Origin of the sequence: Methanoregula sp. UBA64, assembly GCF_002502735.1 — an archaeon.
Classification (GTDB): domain Archaea; phylum Halobacteriota; class Methanomicrobia; order Methanomicrobiales; family Methanospirillaceae; genus Methanoregula.
On sequence record NZ_DAQC01000006.1, the window covers coordinates 249,349 to 273,022 of the forward strand.

19 protein-coding genes and 2 riboswitches are annotated in these 23,674 nt (G+C 58.7%); of the genes, 5 read left to right on the top strand and 14 right to left on the bottom strand.

Features of this window, described 5'->3' with window-relative positions; genetic code table 11:
* Positions 1–33: 33 nt before the first annotated feature.
* The 4 genes from BP758_RS09705 to kdpA all read right to left on the bottom strand — a co-directional run bounded on the left by BP758_RS09705 (position 34) and on the right by kdpA (position 7,328).
* Positions 34–483 carry a hypothetical protein gene (locus BP758_RS09705; RefSeq protein ID WP_292370676.1) on the bottom strand — a complete coding sequence of 150 codons (450 nt, stop codon included), beginning with the start codon at positions 481–483 and terminating at the stop codon, positions 34–36.
* Positions 484–835: 352 nt separating this feature from the next.
* The gene (locus tag BP758_RS09710; protein ID WP_292370677.1) at positions 836–2,806 is read right to left on the bottom strand and encodes a sensor histidine kinase; all 1,971 of its coding nucleotides are present in this window, start codon (positions 2,804–2,806) and stop codon (positions 836–838) included.
* 9 nt (positions 2,807–2,815) lie between these two features.
* On the bottom strand, positions 2,816–4,912 hold the full coding sequence (gene kdpB, locus BP758_RS09715) for a potassium-transporting ATPase subunit KdpB (protein WP_292370678.1): 2,097 nt from the start codon (positions 4,910–4,912) through the stop codon (positions 2,816–2,818).
* Positions 4,905–7,328, bottom strand: a complete 2,424-nt coding sequence (gene kdpA, locus BP758_RS09720) for a potassium-transporting ATPase subunit KdpA (protein WP_292370679.1) — start codon at positions 7,326–7,328, stop codon at positions 4,905–4,907. The genes kdpB and kdpA overlap by 8 nt, the downstream gene beginning before the upstream one ends.
* A 304-nt stretch (positions 7,329–7,632) precedes the next feature.
* Positions 7,633–7,809, top strand: a riboswitch (M-box (ykoK) riboswitch).
* Between the two features lie 104 nt (positions 7,810–7,913).
* Here kdpA and mgtA point away from each other — a divergent pair.
* The 4 genes from mgtA (at position 7,914) to BP758_RS09740 (ending at position 13,641) form a co-directional block, all read left to right on the top strand.
* Positions 7,914–10,613 (top strand): magnesium-translocating P-type ATPase, encoded by a 2,700-nt coding sequence (gene mgtA / locus BP758_RS09725; protein ID WP_292370680.1) that lies wholly within the window; start codon positions 7,914–7,916, stop codon positions 10,611–10,613.
* A gap of 120 nt (positions 10,614–10,733) precedes the next feature.
* Complete coding sequence (locus tag BP758_RS09730) at positions 10,734–11,639, top strand: DUF4349 domain-containing protein (protein ID WP_292370681.1); 906 nt, start codon at positions 10,734–10,736, stop codon at positions 11,637–11,639.
* Positions 11,640–12,033: 394 nt separating this feature from the next.
* Entirely contained in the window at positions 12,034–12,672 is a 639-nt protein-coding gene (locus tag BP758_RS09735; RefSeq protein WP_292370682.1) for a DUF2284 domain-containing protein, read from the top strand.
* Between the two features lie 30 nt (positions 12,673–12,702).
* Positions 12,703–13,641 (top strand): MBL fold metallo-hydrolase, encoded by a 939-nt coding sequence (locus BP758_RS09740; RefSeq protein ID WP_292370683.1) that lies wholly within the window; start codon positions 12,703–12,705, stop codon positions 13,639–13,641.
* Between the two features lie 169 nt (positions 13,642–13,810).
* Here BP758_RS09740 and BP758_RS09745 read toward each other — a convergent pair whose 3' ends face one another.
* Positions 13,811–14,062 carry a hypothetical protein gene (locus tag BP758_RS09745; protein WP_292370684.1) on the bottom strand — a complete coding sequence of 84 codons (252 nt, stop codon included), beginning with the start codon at positions 14,060–14,062 and terminating at the stop codon, positions 13,811–13,813.
* Between BP758_RS09745 and BP758_RS09750 the strand changes: the two genes are divergently transcribed.
* Positions 13,956–15,218 carry a formylmethanofuran dehydrogenase subunit B gene (locus BP758_RS09750; protein WP_292370706.1) on the top strand — a complete coding sequence of 421 codons (1,263 nt, stop codon included), beginning with the start codon at positions 13,956–13,958 and terminating at the stop codon, positions 15,216–15,218. The two genes, BP758_RS09745 and BP758_RS09750, sit on opposite strands and share 107 nt — an antisense overlap.
* Before the next feature lie 51 nt (positions 15,219–15,269).
* On the opposite strand, the gene BP758_RS09755 is transcribed toward BP758_RS09750, so the two are convergent.
* The 9 genes from BP758_RS09755 to BP758_RS09795 form a co-directional block, all read right to left on the bottom strand.
* The gene (locus BP758_RS09755) at positions 15,270–15,596 is read right to left on the bottom strand and encodes a DUF190 domain-containing protein (protein WP_292370685.1); all 327 of its coding nucleotides are present in this window, start codon (positions 15,594–15,596) and stop codon (positions 15,270–15,272) included.
* 14 nt (positions 15,597–15,610) lie between these two features.
* Positions 15,611–15,958, bottom strand: coding sequence for a fluoride efflux transporter CrcB (gene crcB, locus BP758_RS09760; protein ID WP_292370686.1), 348 nt, complete (start codon positions 15,956–15,958; stop codon positions 15,611–15,613).
* Between the two features lie 3 nt (positions 15,959–15,961).
* Positions 15,962–16,327, bottom strand: coding sequence for a fluoride efflux transporter CrcB (gene crcB, locus BP758_RS09765; protein ID WP_292370687.1), 366 nt, complete (start codon positions 16,325–16,327; stop codon positions 15,962–15,964).
* A 77-nt stretch (positions 16,328–16,404) separates the two neighbouring features.
* Positions 16,405–16,469: riboswitch (Fluoride riboswitch) on the bottom strand.
* Between the two features lie 71 nt (positions 16,470–16,540).
* Positions 16,541–17,794 (bottom strand): cation:proton antiporter, encoded by a 1,254-nt coding sequence (locus BP758_RS09770; protein WP_292370688.1) that lies wholly within the window; start codon positions 17,792–17,794, stop codon positions 16,541–16,543.
* 395 nt (positions 17,795–18,189) lie between these two features.
* Positions 18,190–18,891: a YkgJ family cysteine cluster protein gene (locus tag BP758_RS09775; protein WP_292370689.1), complete on the bottom strand. Its 702-nt coding sequence runs from the start codon at positions 18,889–18,891 to the stop codon at positions 18,190–18,192.
* Positions 18,891–19,952 (bottom strand): mechanosensitive ion channel family protein, encoded by a 1,062-nt coding sequence (locus tag BP758_RS09780; protein WP_292370690.1) that lies wholly within the window; start codon positions 19,950–19,952, stop codon positions 18,891–18,893. Before BP758_RS09780 ends, BP758_RS09775 begins: the two co-directional genes overlap by 1 nt.
* Positions 19,949–20,800, bottom strand: coding sequence for a putative beta-lysine N-acetyltransferase (gene ablB / locus BP758_RS09785; protein WP_292370691.1), 852 nt, complete (start codon positions 20,798–20,800; stop codon positions 19,949–19,951). The genes BP758_RS09780 and ablB overlap by 4 nt, the downstream gene beginning before the upstream one ends.
* Positions 20,797–22,251 (bottom strand): lysine 2,3-aminomutase, encoded by a 1,455-nt coding sequence (ablA, locus tag BP758_RS09790; protein WP_292370692.1) that lies wholly within the window; start codon positions 22,249–22,251, stop codon positions 20,797–20,799. Before ablA ends, ablB begins: the two co-directional genes overlap by 4 nt.
* A 22-nt stretch (positions 22,252–22,273) precedes the next feature.
* On the bottom strand, positions 22,274–23,398 hold the full coding sequence (locus tag BP758_RS09795) for a KamA family radical SAM protein (protein ID WP_292370693.1): 1,125 nt from the start codon (positions 23,396–23,398) through the stop codon (positions 22,274–22,276).
* Positions 23,399–23,674 lie beyond the last annotated feature (276 nt).

The following is a 23,674-nucleotide window of genomic DNA, read 5'->3' on the forward strand; positions in this document are numbered from 1 at the left end:
CCAGCCCGTGCCCGGCAGTGTCCGATACCCGGGTCACGGGCTCTCCTCCCGGATCTTTTCGAGGAGTTCCTCTGCCATCCTGGTCGGGTCCTGGGTTTTTTCCAGTTTTATCCCGAGCTCGGCGGCAAGGTCCCAGATGAACTCGATGCATTTCGTGAACTCGTCGCAGGAGATGCAGTCGCCGTCATGCTCGTACCAGACCTGCATGCCGTGTTTCTCCGAGACAAAGATGTAGGCCTTGGTCTGGAACGGGATCGATCTCCCGAACAGCACTCCCTTATTCACATTGATCTTTTCAACTTGGATTCGGTTTGCGCGCGCCATCTCACGAAGCGAGGACTCGATCTTCTCGTCCATGGCAAGGAGCGCCTGCGAAACGCCCTGCCGGGTGATCCCGATCTGGTTTGCAATAGAGACGTTGGACATCCCGCTGCGCCGCATCTTCCAGAATCCGAACTGCTTTTCGTTCGTGGGAAGGAACATACGTAAATGTATCCGCATTTACAATATAAATCCTTGGGTGGGGTCGTGACGCCTGCTGACCGGCGGGAAAAACCGGCTCTGGAGAAACCTTACGTGACAACCTGAATTTTGTTGCGAGGGGACCACGGGTGCTCGCCGCCTCGTCGGGGCTCGCCCCGTGGAGCAAAACCGTGCTCGGGAAGCACAATTGAAAAATTTTATTCCGCAGGGGGTCAAGGGGGCTTGCCCCGCTTTGAGCTGCCTCCCCCTCTGGGGGAGAGAGGGGGTCACACTCGTAATTCCACGGAGTGCTTTGTGAGAAGGTTTTCTCCATAGCCAAAATAAGACAAATTTCCCGGATAACGAATCCGGTTCACCGGTTCACCCGTTCGAGCGCCAGGGCCGCCTGGTTTGCAAACGCTGAAAGGAGCCGGGTCTGCTCGTAGCTGATCCCGCCCGCCTCAGCGGCCGGCTTTACGGCAAGGACCCCGAGCACGCCCCGGGGACTCTGGACCGGGATATACCGCATCTTCGAACCATGCAGCGTATCGGTCTCGTAGCCGGCAACGGTACCGTTCTGGAAGGCCCAGGTCGCCACCGCAATGTCGTCGGCATCGATAGCAAGGTCCGGGCTTTTCCCCCGGATTACAAGACCGTTCTTTTCGGGCAGGAAAAGCGCGCTCTCCCAGCCGAAGATCTCCCGGATATTCTGCGAGACCGCACTAACGATCGCACCGGTATCGGTTGCCACCGCGAGGTCCTGCGAGAGGGCATAGAGCGTACCGGTCTCTTTTTCCCGGATCTGCGCGGCATCGGCATGACGCCGGGCCTTTGCCACGAGCAGGCTAATGAGGGTGCCGACAATGATCATCCCGGCAAAGGTGATGAGGTACTCGGTGTCCGTGACCCGGAAGGTAAAGAACGGCGGGACAAAGAAGAAGTCAAAGGCGAGCACGCCAAGGACCGAGGTAACGATCGCAGGCCTGAGGCCCCGCCGGAAGGCGATCACCACGACCGCGAGGAGGTAGAGCATCATCAGGTTTGCCAGGGAGATGTACGCGTGGACGAACCAGCCAAGGACAGAAACGCCGGCAACAATCAGCAGGCTCTCGACATAGTCCCGGGGCGGGGTTGCCGGGAGGAGCGGTTCGAGTTCGTCCGGGTTTTTTGCCGGGTCCCCGGTATCGTGCTCCCTGCTGCTGATCACGTAGATATCGATTGGCCCGCTGTTATGGATGAGCTGGTCCACGACCGAGCCAAAGAGGAACTCCTGCCAGCGGGGGCGCAGGGTCTTTCCGATAATGATCCGTGTCACGTTGTGCTGCCGGGCGTACTCGATCACCGCGGTTGCGACATTGAGCCCGAAGACGGTTGCTGTTGTGGCCCCGAGTTTTTCTGCGAGCACAAGCGATCGGCCCACCTGCTCTTTTGCTCCCTGCGAGAGCCGGTGGTGGGTCGCCGTCTCGACATAGAGCGCACACCACGGTGCATTGATCCGGTCGGCCTGCCGGCGGGCGGTACGGATCAGCCGTTCGGCAAGCGGCCCCGGGCCAATGCAGACAAGGAGCTTCTCCCCCACCGGCCACGGGCCCGGGATCGAGCGGGTCTGCATGTAGGCAAGCATCTGGGTATCGACCCGTTCGGCGGCCCGGCGCAGCGCCAGTTCGCGGAGAGCGTACAGGTTTCCTTCGTTGAAGAACAGCCCGATTGCCCGGGCGGCCATGTCCGGCACGTACACTTTTCCCTCGCGGAGACGCTGGAGCAGCTCGGGAGGTGCGAGATCGATCACCTCGATCTCGGCAGCCTCGTCGATCACCCGGTCGGGGATCGTCTCTTTTACCACAACGCCTGTGATCTGCGCCACGACATCGTTGAGGCTCTCAATGTGCTGGACGTTTAAGGTCGAGTACACATCGATCCCCGCTGCGAGCAGCTCTTCTACGTCCTGGTAGCGTTTCGGGTGCCGGGAGCCCGGGGCATTGGTATGGGCCAGTTCGTCCACGAGAACGAGCTGCGGCCGGGCGGCAAGGATGGAATCGAGGTCCAGTTCCGTGAGCACGACCCCGTGGTATTCGATCTCTTTTGGGGGGACTACCGGGATCCCCGCCATGAGCGCCTCGGTCTCGGAGCGTTTGTGATGCTCCACGTACCCGATCCTGACATCGATCCCCTCGTGGAGTTTCTGGTGTGCTGCCGTGAGCATCTCATAGGTCTTTCCTACGCCGGCAATGTAGCCAAGGAAAATTTTTAGTTTTCCTTTCTTCTTCTGATCCTCCTCGCCCTGCACGCGGGCAAGCAGCAGATCAGGGTCGGGCCGCCGTCCTGAAGTACCTGGCGATGACATAAGACAGGATCACACTCCAAGGAATAAAAGAAGCATATCGATGATCTTTATTCCGATAAAGGGGGCAATAAGCCCGCCGACACCGTAGATCAGGATATTGTTCCTCAGCGCTTCCTCCGCAGACATTGCCTGGTACTTCACGCCGCGGAGCGCGAGCGGGATGAGCGCCACTATAATAAGCGCGTTAAAGATCACGGCAGAGAGGATCCCGTCATGGAGCCCGAGGATGTTCAGGCCCCCGAGCGCCGGGTAGGTGGAGGCAAAGGCGACCGGGATAATGGCGAAATATTTCGCAATGTCGTTTGCAATGGAAAATGTGGTAAGAGCCCCCCGGGTCATGAGGAGCTGTTTTCCGATCTCCACGATCTCGATGAGCTTTGTCGGGTTCGAGTCGAGGTCGATCATGTTTGCCGCTTCCCGGGCCGGCTGGGTGCCGGTGTTCATGGCAACCGCAACATCGGCCTGTGCAAGCGCCGGGGCATCGTTGGTCCCGTCGCCGGTCATTGCCACCATCCGGCCGCCTGCCTGGTACTCGCGGATGAGCTTGAGCTTGCTCTCGGGCGTTGCCTCGGCAAGGAAGTCGTCGACCCCGGCTTCTGCCGCAATCGTTGCAGCGGTGAGCCGGTTGTCCCCGGTGATCATGACCGTCCTGATGCCCATTTTGCGCAGCTGTGCGAAACGCTCCTTGATCCCGCCTTTTACAATGTCTTTTAGGTGGATTACCCCGAGCGCTTTCCCGTTCCTTGCCACAACAAGCGGTGTCCCGCCGGCCCGGGAGATGGTGTCAACAGCACCTTTGAGTTCGTCTGAAACAGCGTTCCCGTTTGTCTCAATATACCGGAAGACCGCGTCTGCGGCGCCTTTCCTGACGTGGAGCTCGCCCTGGTCCACGCCGCTCATCCGGGTCTGGCTTGAGAACGCAATGAACTGCATCCCGTCGTCTGCCCCGGTCCCGCCGACCGTCCGGCCCCGGAGGCCGTACTTCTCCTTTGCAAGGATGACAATGCTCCTGCCCTCGGGGGTCTCGTCCGCAAGCGATGAGAGCTGGGCAGCCTTGGCAAGGTCGTCCACGGTTGTCCCGTCCACCGGGATGAATTCGACAGCCTGGCGGTTCCCGAGCGTGATCGTGCCGGTCTTGTCGAGCAGCAGAACGTCCACGTCACCGGCGGCTTCGATGGCCCGGCCGGAGGTCGTGATCACGTTTCTCTGGATCAACCGGTCCATGCCCGCGATCCCGATCGCGGAGAGGAGCCCGCCGATCGTGGTCGGGGCAAGGCAGACAAAGAGCGCGACAAGGACCGTGATGGTCACGGTTGTCCCGGCGCCGGCGGCATGAACGCTGTAGGCCGAGAACGCGTAGAGCGCGGCCGCGACCGCGATAAAGACCGTGGTGAGGCCAAGGAGCAGGATGTTGAGCGCGATCTCGTTTGGCGTTTTCTGGCGCTTTGCCCCCTCGATGAGGCCGATCATGTGGTCGAGGAACCCTTCGCCGGGGTTTGCGCTCACCCGGACAATAAGCCAGTCGGAGAGGATCGTTGTCCCGCCGGTAACAGCGCTCCGGTCGCCCCCGCTCTCGCGGATGACCGGGGCACTCTCGCCGGTGATTGCGCTTTCGTTTACAGACGCGATCCCTTCGAGAATCTCGCCGTCAACCGGGATCGTGTCGCCTGCTTTTACAAAGAAGAGTTCGTCTTTGCGGAGCACGGCGGAGGAAACGGTCTCGCAGTCGCTTTCCGCAGGCTCATGGCCTTTTTCGATCCGGTAGCCGGGCCGGAGGCGTTTTGCCGCCGTGTCCTGCCGCATTTTCTTTAAGGACTCTGCCTGCGCCTTTCCCCGGCCCTCGGCAAGCGCCTCGGCAAAGTTTGCAAAGAGAACGGTAAACCAGAGCCACGCGGAGATGGCGCCGATGAATCCGGCCGGTTCTTCGCCATGCCCGAGAAGGGCAGAAATGCAGAGGAGCGTGGTGAGCGCACTGCCGATCTCCACGCAGAGCATCACCGGGTTATTGGCAAGCGTACGCGGATCGAGTTTCAGGAATGCGTCAATTACTGCCCTGCGGTACAGGCCCGGGACCTGCACGGACGCCCGGGCAACCGGGTCAGACATGGAGGACACCCCCAATCATCCCGAGATATTCTGCAACGGGCCCAAGGGAGAGCGCCGGGAGGAAACTGAGCGCCCCGACCACGATGATGACAAACACGAGCCAGACAATAAAGAGCGGGCGGTGGTCGCGGAGCGTTCCTTCGCCTGCCGGCACGATCTTCTTTGCCACAAGCGATCCGGCAAGCGCGAGGGTCAGGACGATCGTTGCGTACCGGCCCACGAACATGCAGAACGCGGTTGCAAGGTTATAGAAAAGGCTGTTTGCCGAGAGGCCGGCAAAGGCGCTGCCATTGTTCTGGGCCGCTGATGTGAATGCGTACAGGATCTCGGAGAACCCGTGGGGCCCGGGGTTATAGACCCCGGCCTGGCCGGCGGCGGTCAGCACGGCAAGCGAGGTAAAGGTAAGGATGAGGATGATCGGGATGAGAATGATGACCGTTGCGATCTTCATCTCGCGCTCTTCGATCTTCTTGCCATAGAGTTCGGGCGTCCTCCCTACCATGAGCCCGGCAATGAACATGGCGATGATGGCAAAGACAAGCATCCCGTAGAGTCCCGAGCCCACGCCGCCAAAGACCACTTCGCCAAGCTGCATGTCAAAGAGCAGCACGCCGCCGGCAAGCGGCATGAAGGAGTCGTGCATGGCATCGACCGCACCGCACGAGGTGACCGTTGTCACCACCGCAAAGAGTGCGGAGGGCACGATCCCGAACCGGACCTCCTTTCCTTCCATGTTCCCGCCGGACTGGAGGGCAGAGGGCGACTGGTCGATCCCGAGTGGCGCAAATGCCGGGTTGCCGCCCTGCTCGGACCAGATGGCAAGGCCAAGGAGCGGCAGGAAAATCAGGCTCATTGCAAGGAGGAGGGCGACCCCTTTCCGGCGCGACCCGATCATGCCGCCAAACATCATGCAAAGGCCCGCCGGGATGATGATGATTGCAAATGTCTCGACAAAATTGGTAAACGGTGTGGGATTTTCCAGGGGATGCGCCGAGTTTGCATTATAGAACCCGCCGCCGTTTGTCCCAAGGTGCTTGATAGCGACCTGCGAGGCAACGGGCCCGAGCGGGATCGTCTGGGTGGTAACAAGCGCTCCAGTGCTGTCCTTTACCGGGTCAAGGAGCGGCACGGTGACAGGACCAGAGAACGTCTGGGGCACTCCCTGCGAGACGAATACGAGCGAGAGGAGAAGGCAGATCGGGATGAGGACGAGCGTGCTTTTCACGAGAAGCGACCAGAAGTTCCCGATCGTTGTGCCGGATTTCCTCGTGAATGCATAGATGAGCGCGACAAGGACTGCCATACCCACGGCAGCCGAGAGGAAATTCTCAACGGCAAGCCCGGCCATCTGGGTGAGGTAACTCATCGTTACCTCGGGCACATAGGCCTGCCAGTTGGTGTTTGTTGCAAAGCTCACCGCGGTATTGAGCGAGAGGTCCCAGGGGACGGCCGAAAGGCCGGCCGGGTTTAAGGGGAGATATTGCTGGACAAGTTCGAGAATAAAGACGACCGCGATACAGGGAATTGCAAAGACCATGACCGCAGCGGCAAACTGTTTCCAGTCCATCTCTTCTGCGGGGTCAACGCCGCTCCAGCCGAGGATCTTCTGTTCGATCCGGTCAAAGACCGGTGAGAAGATGTTGGGTTTCCCGGTATAGACTTTTGCGAGCCATGCGCCGAGCGGTATGCAGAGAAGGGCCACAAGGCCGATGAAGAGGAGCACCTGGATCCAGTCCGCAAACCTCATGCCAAAGACCAGGTCGTGACCGTTTGCAGGAAAATCGGCGCTCACCGGAGGTACGGAAATTTTTCCTTTACTGAGATCATCGAGTGCAAGGTTCAGGGAAAGGACATTGACCCGGGGTTCGCCGAAGATCCAAAACTCCCGGGGCTCGGCGTTTGCGGCAACGAGCGCAGAAATTTCGGATTCGGAGAGATTACGTTCCCGGGCTATGCGGGGCACCTGGTAATATGCGGCAGCAACCGAGATGTCCGGGTCAAGACCGCTCCCTGAGGCGGTGACGAGATCGACCGGGATCTCGTTTTTATTGGTGGGATCTGCTGTATGGAGGGCAGCGACCCGGGCTTTTACCTGATCCACGAGCGCCGGGTTGTTGGGCCCGAGGTTTGAGCCGCCCGAGGCTCCTGCATTATAGGGCACAGGAGATGTCGCAGACAGCCGGCCCCAGAAATACTGCGGGGACGAGAACGGCTGGCCGACATCTTTTGCGCCGGCGACCTGCCCGTTATGTACGAGGAGATTGCCGTTTGCCTGGGACGGGAATGCAACCTGGGCGATACCGGTGACAACGAGCGGGTAAAGAATGCCCACGAGAACGGTGAGCAGGAAAAAAATCATTACCGCAGGCTTTGCCTGTTTCCTGATCAGGGATCCTATGGATCCGGTGGTAGTCATAAAAGACCGCCTCTTATCGCACGAACGGGACCGTACCCTTGTGGAGTTTTGCCATGGGCCCGCACAGGTGCGTTATACGACGCTTCAAAAGTGATCGTATAAATGCTTGGCAGTCTGGATGCGGGAAGGACCGGGTCCGGGGATTATCCTATTATAAAAATACCGGCATGTCCGGTCTCCCCGCGCGGATCCGGAACTGCGGGTTTTTAAAAAGGCCCGGCTAAAAACCCGCATGGAATTTTGGTTTAACATTTTGTCAAAAGTCTTTTTACGCAGCAGGCAGACAAGAGTCTGAGGAAAAAATAGAGCACCTTGTTGTGTGAGGTTACCGCTGAAACACATGCTGCTGCCCGGAAACATCGAGAGATGCCAACGGGTTTGAGCAGGTCCTGCCGGATTAAGGCTTGATCTAATGCAGCTGGATGGCGACCATTGCCATCCCACGTCCAGCGATGCCAAATCTGAACGAGGAGTGTGTTCGCATGGGATCCTCCCCCGGGAATAGTTCCCCGGATATTATCCCCCGCAAAAATACCCGCCGGCTCGTTTTTCTTCTCTAAAAAAAAAAATTCGGAGGGAATGCAGATGGGTGACCGTATACCCGGTTATTTCCATAACCTTACCCGGAGCGCACGCTCACAAAATCCCGACCCGGCCCGCCAGGCGGGGCCCCAGGAGATCTCGGCACGACTTACCCGGCTATCCCGGATGCCGGTTGCGGATGTGCTCACGGAACTTGCCACCGGCGCCGGGGGAATAGGCGAAGAAGAAGCCGCAGCCCGGCTCGAACGGTACGGGAAGAACGAGATCGCGACCGAGAAGCCGCCGCGCTGGTACGTCCAGCTCCTGTCCGCGTTTCTCAACCCGTTTAACGGCGTACTTCTGGTCTTGGCAATAGTCTCGCTCTTTACCGATGTGATCTTAAGCGCCCCCGAAGAGCAGAACTGGCAGTCCGTTGCCGTCATCTCGGTGATGGTCTTAATCAGCGTCTTCATCCGGTTCTGGCAGGAGTACCGCTCGGGCCGGGAGGCTGAGGGGCTCCGGGCCATGGTCCGGACCACCGGCACGGTATACCGGGCAGATGCCGGAAGAAAAGAAGTCCCGATATCAGAGCTCGTGCCCGGCGATATCCTCCATATCTCCGCGGGGGACATGGTCCCGGGAGACGTCCGGCTCCTCTCGGCAAAAGATCTTTTCCTTGCCCAGTCCGCGCTCACCGGTGAATCGATGCCGGTGGAAAAGACCGCCGATCTCCCGGCCGCGGACGCGCCGGGACAAAAGAGCGCGCTCGACCTCTCAAACATCTGTTTCATGGGGACAAGCGTCCTCTCGGGGACCGCACAGGCCGTTGTCGTCTCGACCGGTAGTGCCACGTATTTTGGATCGTTTGCCAAAAAGCTCGTGGGCAAGCACGCTGAGACGAGTTTTGAAAAAGGCATCAACAAGGTCAGCTGGCTCCTCATCCGGTTCATCGCCGTGATGGTCCCGGTGATCTTCTTCCTCAACGGCTTTACCAAAGGCGACTGGCTCCAGGCCTTCCTCTTCGGCCTTGCAGTAGCGGTCGGCCTTATCCCCGAGATGCTCCCGATGATCGTTACCACCAACCTTGCAAAAGGTGCGGCGGGGATGGCAAAGTCAAAGACGGTGGTAAAACGGCTCAACGCCATCCAGAACCTCGGGGCAATGGACGTGCTCTGCACGGACAAGACCGGGACCTTGACCCAGGACCGGATCATCCTTGTCCGGCACCTCGGGATCGATGGGAAGGAGAACCCCCGGGTCCTCAAATACGCGTACCTCAACAGCTACTACCAGACGGGCCTCAAGAACCTCCTCGACGTCGCGGTGCTGGAGCACGAGGATGTCCCGGGCTTTAACCACGTGGAGCAACGCTACCATAAGATCGACGAGATCCCGTTTGATTTCCAGCGGCGCCGGATGTCGGTTGTCCTTGACCACGATGACGGCCGGCACCTGATGATCACCAAGGGCGCAGTCGAAGAGATCCTTTCTGTCTCTTCTTTTGTCGAACAAAACGGCGTAATAGTCCCCATGACCGGCGCCCACCGGGACGAGGTCACAAAGACTGTTGCCGGCCTGAACGATGAGGGGCTCCGCGTGCTTGCCGTTGCCATCCGGGCGCTGCCCACCACGGAGGCCGGCTATTCCGTTGCCGATGAAAAGGATCTCGTCCTTGCCGGCTACATCGGCTTTTTGGACCCGCCAAAAGAGACGGCCGGCCCGGCAATTGCCGCTCTCAAAAAACACGGCATCACGGTAAAGATCCTGACCGGGGACAATGCTCTTGTCACCCGCCGGGTCTGCGAGCACGTGGGCATCGACCCCGAGCCGGTGATCGATGGCTACGAGCTCGATGCGTTAAGCGACAAAGAACTTGTCCCGATCGTGGAGCGGACCTCGATCTTCACCAAGATGTCCCCGCTCCAGAAGTCCCGGGTGATAAAAGTCCTCCAGCAGCAGGGCCACACCGTGGGATTTTTGGGCGACGGGATCAACGATGCCGCAGCGCTCCGCGATGCCGATGTCGGGATCTCGGTGGACACGGCGACCGATATTGCAAAAGAGTCGGCCGATATCATCCTTTTGGAAAAATCGCTCATGGTGCTCGAAGAGGGCGTGCTTAAGGGCCGCGAGACATTCGCGAACATCATGAAGTACATCAAGATGGCGGCAAGCTCCAACTTCGGGAACATGTTCAGCGTTGTGGTGGCAAGCGCTTTTCTGCCCTTCCTCCCCATGCTTGCGATCCAGCTCCTGGTCCAGAACCTCCTCTACGACATCTCCCAGCTCTCTATTCCCTGGGACCGGGTAGACGAGGAGTACCTCCGGGTGCCCCGAATGTGGCAGGCATCCGACCTTGGCCGGTTCATGGTCTGTATCGGGCCTATCAGCTCCATCTTCGATATCGCTACGTTTGCGATCCTCTGGTTTATCATCGGTGCAAACACGGTCGGGGCCCAGGCGCTCTTCCAGTCCGGCTGGTTTGTCGAAGGGCTCCTCACCCAGACGCTCATCGTCCACATGATCCGGACCCGGCACGTGCCGTTTGTCCAGAGCCGGGCCTCGTGGCCGGTCCTTGCCCTGACCGCGACCGTCATGGCCGTCGGGATCGCGATCCCCTTTACGGCCCTCGGGAGCGCCCTTGGCTTTGTGCCGCTGCCGGCCATCTACTTCCCGTTCCTGATTGCAACGCTCGTGAGCTACTGCGTCCTGACACAGATCGTAAAAACATGGTACATCCGGCGCTACGGGACCTGGCTGTAACCTTTTTTTGACGGGGGACAGAACCCGGCCGGGGATTCGTTATGGGCCGCCCGGTGATGATTACGGGAAATTTCGCAGTTATCGCCGCATATATATAATTCCGTATCGGAGTGTCCTTGTATGAAATACTGGATGCCCCTTCTTCTCATCGCGTGCATCGCGGCCCTCCTTGTGGCCGGGTGCACCTCAACCCAGAACTCGTCTGCGCCCTCTTCTCCATCGTCCGTCCATCTCGAATCCGCCAGGGATGCCAGCTGGGGAGGCAGCAAATTCGTGTACACCTCCGGGCAGGCAGTCGCCCCGGTCCCCTCCTATGGCAGCGTCCCGCCCGCGGGAACCGATACCAAGATCATCCGGACCGCGGATGTCACCATCGAGATTTCCAATGTTACCCGGGCTGCGGATACGCTTGCAGGAATTGCGGCCGGGTCCGGCGGTTATGTCTCCTCGGCAAGTATCAGCACCGGCTATAACGACCGGCTCACCGGTTCCGTTACCCTCCGTATCCCGGCCAACCGGTTCGAGGACGCGCTTAGCGGGATAAAAGGGATCGGGAAGGTCACGTACCTTTCCGTCCAGAGCCAGGACGTGACCTCCGAGTACGTGGACACGGCGGCAAAGATCGCTGCGTACAAAAACCAGATCGCCCAGTACAATGCGATCTTAAAAAATGCCACCGAGGTAAAGGATGTGCTCGCCGTCCAGCAGCAGATCGATATGGTCCAGACCGAGCTCGACCGGGCCACCGGCCAGATGAAATATCTCACGAGTCGGATCGACGACGCCACGATCTCGGTCTCGTTGCAGGAGCCAGAGCCGGTCGGCGGCCGGAGCGGCCACGACTTTATTACCGCAATCAATGACGGGATTGCCGGGTTCTTTGGCGTGATCGACGGCCTCATCGTGCTCGTGATCACCATTATCCCGATCCTTGTGATCGGCGGTGCCGCATATGCCGGTTACCGGTATTACCGGAAACGCCACCCGGCCGCAGCGCAGCAGAAGGAACTGGTAAAAAAGGAATAATCTTTTTTTGGTTCCCCGGTTGTGCCGGGGCTGCTCCTGCATTGCCCTTGACAAAAACCTGTTCGGGATGGGGTGGAACAGCCTCCCGCGAGGATAAAAAACCACAAAAACCGGGCTCTGGAGAAAACCTTACGTGACACCCTGAATTTTGTTGCGAGGGGACCACGGGTGCTCGCCGCCTCGTCGGAGCTCGCCCCGTGGAACAAACCAGTACACGGGAAGCACAATTGAAATTTTTTTTTAGGGGGTCAAGGGGGTCTTTTCCTCCCTGGGCTGCATCCCCCTCTTTAGGTAGAGAGGGGGTCACTCCCGCAGACACGGTCTGGTGAAGGGGGAATAATTTCTACAGGGCCGAAAAACGATATATGAGAGAAACAAAACGGAGAACACCACCATGAAGCCAGCAGCAAACCGGCCAGGGAAATACAAATTCCTTGTCGATGCAGCAAAAGAACTCGGCGCCGCGGACGTAAAAGTGATCGCAGCAGGTGACGTTATCGTTGAAGACCGCGTGGCCTTAAAGTGCCGGGCCGGATGCATCGGGTACGGGAAGAAACTCACCTGCCCGCCGCACGTCCCGACACCGGACCAGTTCCGGAAGATCCTCGCGGAGTACCACGATGCCCTGCTTGTAAAATTCATCTCGCCGGCAGAAGCGGAAAATGACGTGATCTGCTCGATCTACAAGTACTGGCTCGACCCCGCGGCCCCGGCCGACAAGAAAGCAAAAGCGGAAAAGTTCTGGAAGGACCACTTCAACGGCACCGGATCGTTTGCCCCGCTGATGCTCGAACTGGAGCGCCGTGCATTTAACGCGGGAAACCCGTTCGCATTAGCGTTCATCAACGGCTCGTGCCGGCTCTGCGAGAAGTGCAATGTAGCGGGCGGCATCTGCCTCCATCCCACGCAGGCCCGGATCCCCGAGCACGCGGTGGGCGTGAACATGGTAGCGACCGCAAAAAAAGCAAACATGCAAATTACGTTCCCGGTCGAGGGGCACCCTGAGCTCATGGCGCTCCTTCTTATAGACTAAAGACCAGTCAGATCGTACAGGATGATACCCATGACCGAAATATCCCTTAAACCCGCGGACCGGGTGGAGATCACGGTCCTCGTGGACAACTATCTCGATATCTTTGTACAGCCAAAAACGCCCGTGGACCGGCGCCTGCCCTTCGATCCCTGCCGCAATCTCCTTGCAGAGCACGGGCTCTCCTGCCTGGTCCGGGTATTCTCCGGAAAACAGGAGCACGCGATCCTCATGGATGCCGGGCTCTCAAAAGAGTGCATGGCCTGGAACGCACGGCAGCTCGGGATATCCTCAAACTCGATCGAGGCTGTAGTCTTAAGCCACGGCCACTTCGACCATATCGGCGGCCTCGAAGCTGCGGTTGCCGGCGCGGGACACCAGGTGCCGCTCGTCCTCCACCCGGATGCATTTTTAGAGCGGAGGATGAACAGCAAAAACGGGATCGCAAAGCTCCCGCCGCTCGATGCGGTAGCGCTCAAGAAAGCCGGGGCCGATATCCTCAAACGCGCAGGCCCGTCCACGCTTGCCGCCGGCCACCTGCTCGTTACGGGCGAAGTCGAACGGGTGATGCCATTCGAGACCGGGATGCCCGGGATGGAGATGCTTGCCGGTGGCGCATGGGTCACGGACCCGATAAAAGACGACCAGGCCATCGTGATACCGATCAAAGATCGGGGCCTCGTGATCTTAAGCGGCTGCGCCCATGCCGGGATTGTCAACACGGTAAAATACGCGCAGAAGATCACCGGTGTTGAAAAAGTCCACGCGGTCCTCGGCGGGTTCCACCTCACCGGCCCGGCCTTTGCGTCACGGATCCAGCCGACCATCGACGCGATAAAGGAGATCGGCCCCGACTACGTTGTCCCGATGCACTGCACCGGGTGGGACGCGATCAACCGGTTCATGGCCGCAATGCCGGAACAGTGTATCTTAAACACGGTCGGGACAACCTACGTATTCCCGGGGCCGTAACGGTCCCCCGGCACTTTGCCGGTACCTCTGGTTTTTTTACCTCCGCGCGCGCATGATATGCGCTGAAATGATGTACCTGGGGGCGCTCATATCCGGGAGAACGGTCATGGCCCGTGCGCCTGCCTTAACTAACTCATTTTAACCAAACATCCCAATTAATCGAAAATATTTATAAAAACGGCGGCGGATAATGCCGGGAGTTACCGGCCCGGCACCGCGAAGAATACGGCACCATGCCGGGGAAGGAGTGAATACCAACGCCCGTTGTCATACCCGATGTAGTCTGTTCTGTCTGCGGATCGCTCTGCGACGACATCGAGGTCACCGTATCGGACGACCGGCGTACCATACTCTCGGTAAAAAACGCCTGTGCGATCGGTTCGGAAAAGTTCAACCTCCAGCGGACCGAGGAACGGGTCACCCTCCCGCGCCTGCGCCAGCCGGATGGATCCTATAAGGAAATATCGTACGACGAGGCCATCGACCGGACGGCAAGGATGCTTGTCAAATCCCGGAAAACCCTGATGTTTGGCTGGATCAATACCAGCTGCCAGGCGATGAGCGTCGGCCACGCAATAGCAGAAAAGGTCGGCGGGATCGTCGACAACGGCGCCACGATCTGCCACGGCCCGTCGCTTATCGCCATCGAGGACGTCGGGATCACCACCTGCACGCTCGGCGAGGTCAAGAACCGGGCTGACTGCGTGGTCTTCTGGGGCTGCAACCCGGCCCACGTCCACCCCCGGCACATGTCGCGCTACTCGATCTTTCCCCGGGGATTTTTCACAAAAGAGGGCGCGAAAGGCCGGAAGATTATCTGTATCGACTGCCGGTACACCGATACGGCCCGGAGCTCGGACCTGTTTATCCGGATCGAGCAGGGCTTTGATTACGAATTCATGGACGCGCTCCGCACGGCGCTGAACGGCGGCCGCCTCAGCGGGAGCATTGCCGGGGTCCCGGCCGAACAGATCCATAAACTGGCAGAGGACTTTAAACGGGCAAAGTTTGGCATAATCTTTTTAGGAATGGGTCTTGCCCAGTCGGTGGGCCGCAACCACAACATCGACATGGCCATCAACCTGACCTACGACCTCAACCGGTACACGAAGTTCGTGGTCATGCCGATGCGTGTCCAGGGCAATGTCACCGGCTCGGGCGAGGTGCTGGGATGGCAGTACGGTTTTCCCTTTGCCGTGGACCTCTCGAGAGGCGACCAGGCCCGGCACCAGACCGGCGAGACTACCGCGATCGATCTCCTAGTCCGCGACGAGGTCGAGGCGTGCCTCTTTGTGGCTGCCGATCCCGCGGCGAGTTTTCCCATCGAGGCAACGATCCATGCCGTAAAAAAACCCCTTATTACGATCGACCCGCACATCAACTGCACGACCGAGCTCTCCGATCTCCATATCCCGGTTGCCGTGGACGGGGTCGAGACCTGCGGCTGCGTGTACCGGATGGACACCATCCCCTTAGAGATGCGCAAAGTCGTGGATCCCCCCGCAGGAGTCCTCACCGATATCGAACTCTTAAAAAGGATCGAGAAACGCGTGGACGAACTCCAGGCGGGAAAATAACCGGTTTTTTTAAAAGACCGGATCCACCGGCTCCCGGGTAAAAAGAAAAACTTACTCCGGCACTTTCCGGCACATGCGGACGTCCTGGACCAGGATGAGGCCGTCGGCTACCATCGCCTCGACCTCGGGGAGGACGGCCTCGATCTTCTCTTTGGTATCGATCACGTCGATGATGACCGGCAGGTCGAGCGAGAACTGCAGGACATCGACCGTCCGCATCCTGTTCTCGTGGCCAAACCCGCTCATGCCCCGGTACACCGTGCACCCGGTCAGGCCGCGGGAGAGGAAAAATTCCGGCAGGTACCGGCTCGCCGGCTTATCGTTGACTTTTGTCGATTCCGCGATATAGATGCGCATTAACATGCCGTTCTGCAACATGATTCTCCTCCCGGTTACCCCATCACGATCCAGTACCCGAGCAGCACGCCAAGGAGGCTGCCGCCCGCATTGGTGAGGATGTTTGCCCCCATCGTATAATAATCATGATTTTCCATCATGCGGAACGTCTCGTACGAGAAGGTCGAGAACGTGGTATATCCCCCGAGGATTCCGGTGCCAAGGAAGTACCTGCTGTCGGCCGGCGACTGCGAGAAGACCAGGATGGCGAGGGCGAGGCTCCCGGTCACGTTGACGATGAGTGTCCCGAGCGGAATTCCTTTTCGTGTCGGGATTTTCGAGAGCAAAAACCGGAAGACCGAGCCGGCTGCCCCGCCGATACCCACGAGAAGCGCCGGGTCCATGGTTCAGATCCCCCGCTGGTACGAGATAATATACCGGCCCGCAAGGATCCCGGCAAGACCGAGCAGGATGCTGCCGAGGAGATATGCCATGCCCGTCACCGGCCCGGCCTGGAAGCTCTCGACCGCGAGCGCGGAAAACGTGGTAAGCGCCCCGATAACCCCGGTTGCAAAGAAGATCCGCGTGCGCCGGTCAAACGCCCCGATATAGATCGATTCGTACATGAAGATGCCCATGAGCACACTCCCAAAAAAATTGACGATAAGCGTCCCGGCCGGCGACGGGAAGAGTTCGCCGGTCCAGAAGCGCAGGACCGCGCCGAGAAACCCCCCGGCGGCAACCAGTGCGTACGGGACAAGATCGGGCTTCATGCAGACAACGGCTCCATCCGGTGGTACCGCGTACCCGGCAGTCTGTTCAAAGGATAGTCTACCTCAGTTGTTTTTGGTGGAGAAGAGAAGTCACGAGCCCGTATCCGGGCGGTTTGAGGTGGACTTCATCGCCTTAAAAGCTGTTTTCCCGTGACCGATAAAATGCTTGCGATGGGGACCGGTGCCGATCAAAAATACGGCCCGGGCAAAAAATTACGGGGTTTCCTTCTGCTCTTTCCCAAACGCCCAGAAGAGTTTCCGGTACGCCCGGGAGAACGGTGTCTTTTCCAGGAGGAAGATCAGGACCGAGCAGGCAAGGATCGAGAAGAAGATCACAATATATGTCACGTCCTGGATGGTCTGGCCTGCGGCAATTCCCGCATTGAGCGGCATGGACGCGAGGACCGCGGCAGCAAGCCCCTTTGGTTCCATCACGGCAATGAACGAGGCATCGGATGCCGGGATATTCCGCGGGATGGTACACCAGACGATCACGATCCGGGCAAGATAGACTGCTACGGTGAGGAGCGCCCCCAGGTAGATCACGGTCATGTTGGAGAAGTGGATCGAGAGCCCGATATAGATGAAAAAGAAGGTCTTTAAGAGCGAGACCAGCTGGGAGAAGAATTCCATTTCTACGGGCGTGAGTTCTACCTGCGTGATATCGTTACCCAAAAACGGCAGGACTTTTTCTGCCTTGAAATAGTTCAGGTTCCCGAAGGTCACACCGAGCGCAAGGGCTGCGATCGCGCCGGAGAACCCGAGCAGGCTTACCAGGCCAAAGACGATGAAGACAAACGCCGGCGTGATAAATATGCTCTTGATGTTTACGAGTTTGTGGTAGACCGAAGACCACCAGATGCCGGCGACAACCCCTATGATGATCGCGATCAGGAACGAGGCAATCAGGTTGCCGGTCACATGGCCGATATTGAAGTCCTGGACCTTGTACACATCGAGCAGGGCGAGCAGGACAATGATGCAGACCACGTCGCTGATGGCGGATTCGAGGGCAAGGATGGCTTTTGCGTCTTTTCCTATATTGAGGTAGTTGGTGAACGGGATCACGACTGCGGACGAGGTCCCGCCGAGGATTGCGCCGAGCATGCAGGACTCAAGGAGCGTAAAGCCCGCATAGTACTGCATGATCACGATGCTGATCGCGGTGACAACAAAAAAATTGGCAACCGTGATTGCCATGGTCCCGGTGATGGCTTTTTTGAGCGTCTCTATCGTGATATGGAGACCGCCCTCAAAGAGGATGATAGCAAGCGTGACCTCGGCAAATATCGGGCCCACGACCCCGAATGCCGAGGGCTCCACAAGACCGAGCAGCGGGCCGATAACGATCCCGAGCGCGATCAGGAACAGCACGTCGGGGATCTTTGTTACCGTGAAGACACGGGAGAGAACGTTCCCGAGGATGATGAGTATGCCAAGGAAGAGAACAGTTACCGCTGCATCCATCTGATTGATCTATTGAGCTGCGAAGCGAAATATGTTGTTGGTGGTCCCGGTGATATATTGCACCTCCCGGTTCTGCATATCCCCCTGCCGGCCGGATCAGGAGCGTAAAAATCCGAATTCGTCGTTAAAACGCGAAAAAACAGAAAAGAGATAAAGAATCGGCCTCCCGGGTACTTATGAAACCCGTAAACGATTCAAAACCCATAAAAGAGCTTCAAACGTCCCCGGATTTACCTCATCCCGCCGATCCGCATCCCCTTCAGGATACTGCAAAGGCGGACTCTGTCCGGGTACTCCAGGCTGTCGGCGGAATCCTCTCTCTTATCATCCTCATCTGGCTGGTTCTTCAGCTGGTTCTGTAAAATCCGGAATCCCGTTTCCCTCCCGGTCCCGGGTCACCCGGTCTGCCAGTCTTCGAGTTCGCCGGCATGGAATACTTTTACCGACACCGGGAGACCGTCCCGCATCCGCTGTACGCTTTCGCGGTGCTTTGCCGGGTCGTGGCAGAGGTCGTGGGCGGTGAAGTACTCGTGTACGGCCTCTAAAAATGCGATCTGCTGGGAGAGGAACCCGTTCTCGTATTCGAGGACCTCGCGGGCGAGGGCCATGCAGGTCTCGTCAGGGATATCCGTGCCGTACGCCCCGTGATCGTTTCTCCGGGCAAACATGCACCAGCCGGGATCTTTTGATTCTCCCGCTTCCTTCCGCAGCATGTGCGGGTAGATCCGGCAGACAAAGAACCGGTTCCCGTAGATCCGGCAGCGGTTGTTTTCGAGGAACCGGCAGGCCCCGCTGCCGTCCATAACAAGGGCGTACCCGGAATCGTAGAGCGTGCCGCTCTCATCGCAGAACTCCGGGTCCGGGGCGGGGCGGTACGCGCCGGGATCGATCGCCCGCACTGCCTCCACGTCGCGGTCCAGCAGGAAGACATGGCGGTTGACCGCCCGGGTGCAGCAGGCCCCGCAGAGCGTGCAGGAGAACCCGGTTGTTTTGATCTCTGCTGCGAGCGCTTCGGCCGGGAACGCAAAGAGCCGGTTCTGTTCCTGCATCAGGGCAATGATCCGGTAAGGTATGGGGACCCCCGGGGCTGCCGCCATTACACGGCCCCCGGTTTTTTCTCGCCCTCAGTCCGCAGGTGGATGTCGACCTGTTTATACGGGATCTCGATCCCTTCCTCCTGGAACCGTTCGTCGATCCGCGAGTTCATGTAGTCCTGGACGTCCCAGGAATTGTCGTAGTTGCTGGTCCAGAGAAGGAGCTGGCCGTTTAAGCCCGATTCGCCGAATTCGAGGAAGTAGACCGATGGTGCCGGATCGGCAAGCACCCAGGGAGTCTTCTCCTGCGCTTCGCGGGCGATCTCAAGGAGCATCTCCTTGATGCGGGGCATCTTCGATCCGTACGCAACCGAGAACGGGATCCGCACCTTGAGCCTGGGATCCGGCTGCGCATAGTTGACGACAATGTTTGTGGTGATCTTCGAGTTGGGGATGGTGACAATCTGGTTGTCGAGCGTTTTGAGGCGCGTGCTCCGCGGCCCGATACTCACGATATCCCCGAAATATTCATCGAACCTGATCCGGTCGCCCACGATAAACGGCTTGTCCATGGTGATGATCGCGCCGCCAAAGAAGTTGGACAGGAGGTCCTGCGCGGCGAGCGCAACGGCGATGCCGGCAATCCCCGCGCCTGCCAGGAAAGGTGTTATATCGACGTTAAACGTTGCAAGGATGAGTAAAAACGCGACAAACCAGATCAGGTATTTGGCCGCAATTTCGAGGACCGGGAGGAGCCGGTCGTCAAGATCGGTCTGGGTCCTCGCGGCGATGACGGTCCCGTAGGTCCGGATGAAGTTATAGGAGAAGACCGAACAGATCCAGGCCCCGAGCAGGATGAAGACCGCCGTGATCACCTGGTCGGTAATAAGCCAGCTGAGCGCTTCGGGGACGACATCGAACCGGGTCAGGGCTGCATACACGGAAACTGCGACGATACATACCACGAGCGGCCCGCCGATTGCTTCGAGCAGGATATTGTCGAGCTGCGTGTCGGTCGTATCGGCCTTCTTTTTGAGCCAGCGGACCACGAAATGGGCGGCCCCGGCAAGGATGAGGCCGGCAAGCACCGTGACTGCCGCATGGAAATACCCGGGATCGATCATGCGCCCGTCACCAGCCGTTTATACCAGATATTCATGCTCTCCAGCGTCCCGCAGATATTGGTGTTGTTTGCAAGCGTGCCGGCACAGGCGTACCCGGCGCGGGCAAATGTCACGTTCATCGGGTAGGACGTTGCCCGCGCGATTGTGTAGGCAAGGAGAATGCCCTGTCGTTTCAGGAATTCCTCCATAGCCTCAAGCAGGCAGCCGGCAAGGCCCTGTCCCCGGTACCCGAGATCGGTTGCGAAATCGGTCATCTCGGCATTTTTATGTGCGGTATCGGTGTCGCAGGAGCCCACTGCTACGATCACCCCCCCGTGCAGGATACAGAAGTACCGGACATTCTCCTCCATGGTTGTTTTGATAAATCCCGGATCAAAGACCGGGAACGGGTAACTCTCGAACGTCTCGCGGTATAAACTCGAAATCATCCCGGCATCGTCAGGCCCGGCCTCCACGAGCGTGTACGCCCGCTGGAGGTGCGCCCGGTAGCCGGCGCTATAATGCGCCCTGGCGGTGGCAAGGACATCGGCCGTGAGTTCCGGGTTGCATGTTGCTGCCCGGCCCGGCACGAGGTACTTTCCCATGAAGAGTGCGGTACCGGTACCGTTGTAGAACCCGGGGACATCGGCTTCGGGGACATAGCCTGCCGATAAAAAGGGATCTTTTGATTCGTACGGGACCCGGATCACGATCTTCGTGTACCCGTTTTTTTCCGCAAGGGCTCCCAGGCGCGGGATGATCCCGGGGATATCTTCCGGGTCAAGGCGCATCACGTAGGCCCGGTTGTTGAAATGGCCGTGCTGGACTTTACTCTTCCCGATAATTTCTATCGTGTCCGCGGGTCTCATTCCTGCCTCCGTTCCATCCGGTCGGTGTTCTCGGGGACAAGCGTGGTGGTTTCATCGTAGTCTGCGAGCAGTTTTGCCACGCCGACGAGTTTTGATTCGTCCGCCCGGCTGGTGTTGAGCTGGAGCCTGCAGGCATCGCAGTCCCCGTTGCAGAAGATCCGTTCATAGTTGGCCGGCTCCTGGTACGTACAGATCATGCCCTCGTAGTTGCGGAGCACCACCTTGTGGACCGACCAGGTTAAGAGATAGTTGGGGAAGATGGGGATCTTCCCGCCCCCGCCCGGGGCATCGATCACATAGCGCGGGACGGCAAAACCGCTCGTGTGGCCTACGAGATTTTCCATGATCTCGATGCCTTTTGAGACCGGCGTCCTGAAATGGCTGATACCCTCGGAGAGGTCGCACTGGTACAGGTAGTAGGGCCGGACCCGGTTTTTTACAAGCTCGTGAACGAGCGCCTTCATGATCCGGGGACAGTCGTTAATCCCCGCAAGGAGCACCGACTGGTTCCCGAGAGGAATCCCGGCATCGGCAAGTTTTGCAAGCGCGGCGCGGGCAGAATCCGTCATCTCCTTTGGGTGGTTGAACTGCGTGTTCACCCAGACCGGGTGGTGCTTTTTTAAGACCTCAACAAGATTATCGGTCACCCGGTACGGCAGAACGACCGGTACTCGGGTCCCGATCCGGATTACTTCCACATGCGGGATTGCCCGCAGTTCGGAGAGGATCCAGTCGAGGTATTCGTCCGAAAGCATGAACGGGTCGCCCCCCGAGAGGAGCACGTCGCGGATCTGCGGCGTGTTTTTTATGTACCTGATTCCTGCGAGGATCTCATCCCGGTCCGGGATCGAGTCCTTATCGCCCACCTTGCGCTTTCTCGTGCAGTGCCGGCAGTACATTGCGCAGGTATTGCTCACCAAAAAGAGAACCCGGTCCGGGTACCGGTGCGTGATGCAGGGGCAGGGGCTGTCTTTTTCTTCGGAGAGCGGGTCGGAAAGCTCGTAGTTTTCCACGATGAGTTCGGCGGGCGAGGGAAACGCCTGCCTGAAAATGGGATCGTTTTTGTAATCGCCGGTATCGATAAGCGAGAGGTAATACGGCGTGATGCAGAGCGGGAACTTTTCTATGGTCTGTTTGATCTGCTCTTGCTCCTCTGGCAGAAACGTGATCCCGAGCAGGCGGGAGACGGTGTCCGGATCGCGGACTGCATGCCGGACCTGCCAGCGCCAGTCCTTCCAGTAATCGGGAAAATCCCCGGGTTCGCGGGTCTGCCGGATCGTCTCTGTGTCTATCGGGCGTTCTGCCCCGCGGGAATACCCCCGGAGCACGGATGCAAGGTCCCTCAGGGAACCGGTGACCTGGCCGCCAAGTTCCCTGAGGGACCGCCTACGTGCAGGATCGCCCGGGTCCTGCCAGGTGCCGGTCTCTGTGCCGGATGATGAGGATGTCATGGTCTAAAAAAACCTCCCTATCTTAGAACAGCCAGAGCTTCTTTGGCTCGAAGTCGGAGAGCGGGTGGTGGTAATCGTCGAACCAGCGGGCGAGCGGGTTGGTCTTAAAGACCATGAACTTCCCGACCGCCGCGGGATCGGCCGCCTGGTGGTAGCGCATGAAGATGTGGGACGCGGTCTTTCCCACCACCTCGATCTTTCCCGTGGCATGGGACATGACAAACCGCGCCCGCTTTGCAAGCCCCGAGCAGGTCTGCCAGGATTTCTGGATGCAGTCGTACGACCGCTCCACCGGGACGGTAAAGGCCGCATTACCGGTTGTCGGCCGGCACTGGAAGACATAGTATGGCGAGATGCCGGCAAACGAGACCTTCCGGAACAGTCCCGTCAGGGTATGCGGGTCGTCGTTTACCCCGGCAAGGATCGGCGTCTGGTTCACCACGACCACGCCGGCGTTTCGTAAGGATTCTGCGGCCTGGACCGAGACCGGGGTAAGTTCCTTTGGATGGTTGAAGTGCGCCATGAGATAGATCCGTTTTGCCGGGGTGCTGTACCGGGCAAGGACCGACAGGAGCTCGGGGTCGTTGAGGATGCGGTACGGGTTGTACGCGAGCATCTTGCTCCCGATCCGGATGATGTTGACATGCTCGATCTCGCGGAGCTCTTTTAGCACCGGTTCGAGCCGGCGTGTTTCGAGCATGAGCGGGTCGCCGCCGGTCAGGAGGATATTGGTGATCTCCTTGTGCTCCCTGATGTATTCGATATTGTCCGACACGTCCCGCACGGTCTCGCGTTTGCAGGACATAAAGAGGCGCTTGCGGAAACAGAACCGGCAGATGCCGGCACAGGTGTCGGTAAGAAGCAACAGGCCGGTCTGGTCGTACTTGTGCTGCAGGCCGGGTTTTTTCGTGTAATCCTTTTCCGAGGAGGGATCGGCGCACCCCCCGCGGTCGAGTTCCCGGATGTCGGGAACCACGATCCTGCGCAGGGGGTCGTTGCCGTCCTTCCAGTCGATAAGCGAGAGATAGTACTCGTTTGCCCGGAAGGGATAGAGCTCTGTCACCGACTCCATCTCCTTTCGCTCCTTTGCCGTGAGGCCGACCCTGTTGTCGAGTTCGGCCACTGAAGTAAGATACCGTGGGTTCATGACGTCACCGTAGTTGATGTGGCTGGTATTTCCCCGCCCGTAAAGGGGCCGGGACGTGATTTGTGAGAAATTTTTCAATGGAACATTAACAGGAAATGCGTGATATCCAAAACCACAAATCAGCAAGGATTCCTATCGGACCAATCGTTTAAACCCTTTCCGATTTTACCTGCCCCGTTAAAAAAAGCCGTCCCCTTCCAGCAGGCATTTAGCATATAAAAAAAGAAAATGACCTTGGAGCATACCGCCCGATCGAGTGTTTTTAGAGGATCCTTA

Bases quoted from the DNA above. Each gene is read 5' to 3' on its own strand.
- BP758_RS09705 (WP_292370676.1), bottom strand. From the start codon at position 483: ATGTTCCTTCCCACGAACGAAAAGCAGTTCGGATTCTGGAAGATGCGG.
- BP758_RS09710 (WP_292370677.1), bottom strand. From the start codon at position 2,806: ATGTCATCGCCAGGTACTTCAGGACGGCGGCCCGACCCTGATCTGCTG.
- kdpB (WP_292370678.1), bottom strand. From the start codon at position 4,912: ATGTCTGACCCGGTTGCCCGGGCGTCCGTGCAGGTCCCGGGCCTGTAC.
- kdpA (WP_292370679.1), bottom strand. From the start codon at position 7,328: ATGACTACCACCGGATCCATAGGATCCCTGATCAGGAAACAGGCAAAG.
- mgtA (WP_292370680.1), top strand. From the start codon at position 7,914: ATGGGTGACCGTATACCCGGTTATTTCCATAACCTTACCCGGAGCGCA.
- BP758_RS09730 (WP_292370681.1), top strand. From the start codon at position 10,734: ATGAAATACTGGATGCCCCTTCTTCTCATCGCGTGCATCGCGGCCCTC.
- BP758_RS09735 (WP_292370682.1), top strand. From the start codon at position 12,034: ATGAAGCCAGCAGCAAACCGGCCAGGGAAATACAAATTCCTTGTCGAT.
- BP758_RS09740 (WP_292370683.1), top strand. From the start codon at position 12,703: ATGACCGAAATATCCCTTAAACCCGCGGACCGGGTGGAGATCACGGTC.
- BP758_RS09755 (WP_292370685.1), bottom strand. From the start codon at position 15,596: ATGTTGCAGAACGGCATGTTAATGCGCATCTATATCGCGGAATCGACA.
- crcB (WP_292370686.1), bottom strand. From the start codon at position 15,958: ATGGACCCGGCGCTTCTCGTGGGTATCGGCGGGGCAGCCGGCTCGGTC.
- crcB (WP_292370687.1), bottom strand. From the start codon at position 16,327: ATGAAGCCCGATCTTGTCCCGTACGCACTGGTTGCCGCCGGGGGGTTT.
- BP758_RS09770 (WP_292370688.1), bottom strand. From the start codon at position 17,794: ATGGATGCAGCGGTAACTGTTCTCTTCCTTGGCATACTCATCATCCTC.
- BP758_RS09775 (WP_292370689.1), bottom strand. From the start codon at position 18,891: ATGGCGGCAGCCCCGGGGGTCCCCATACCTTACCGGATCATTGCCCTG.
- BP758_RS09780 (WP_292370690.1), bottom strand. From the start codon at position 19,952: ATGATCGATCCCGGGTATTTCCATGCGGCAGTCACGGTGCTTGCCGGC.
- ablB (WP_292370691.1), bottom strand. From the start codon at position 20,800: ATGAGACCCGCGGACACGATAGAAATTATCGGGAAGAGTAAAGTCCAG.
- ablA (WP_292370692.1), bottom strand. From the start codon at position 22,251: ATGACATCCTCATCATCCGGCACAGAGACCGGCACCTGGCAGGACCCG.
- BP758_RS09795 (WP_292370693.1), bottom strand. From the start codon at position 23,398: ATGAACCCACGGTATCTTACTTCAGTGGCCGAACTCGACAACAGGGTC.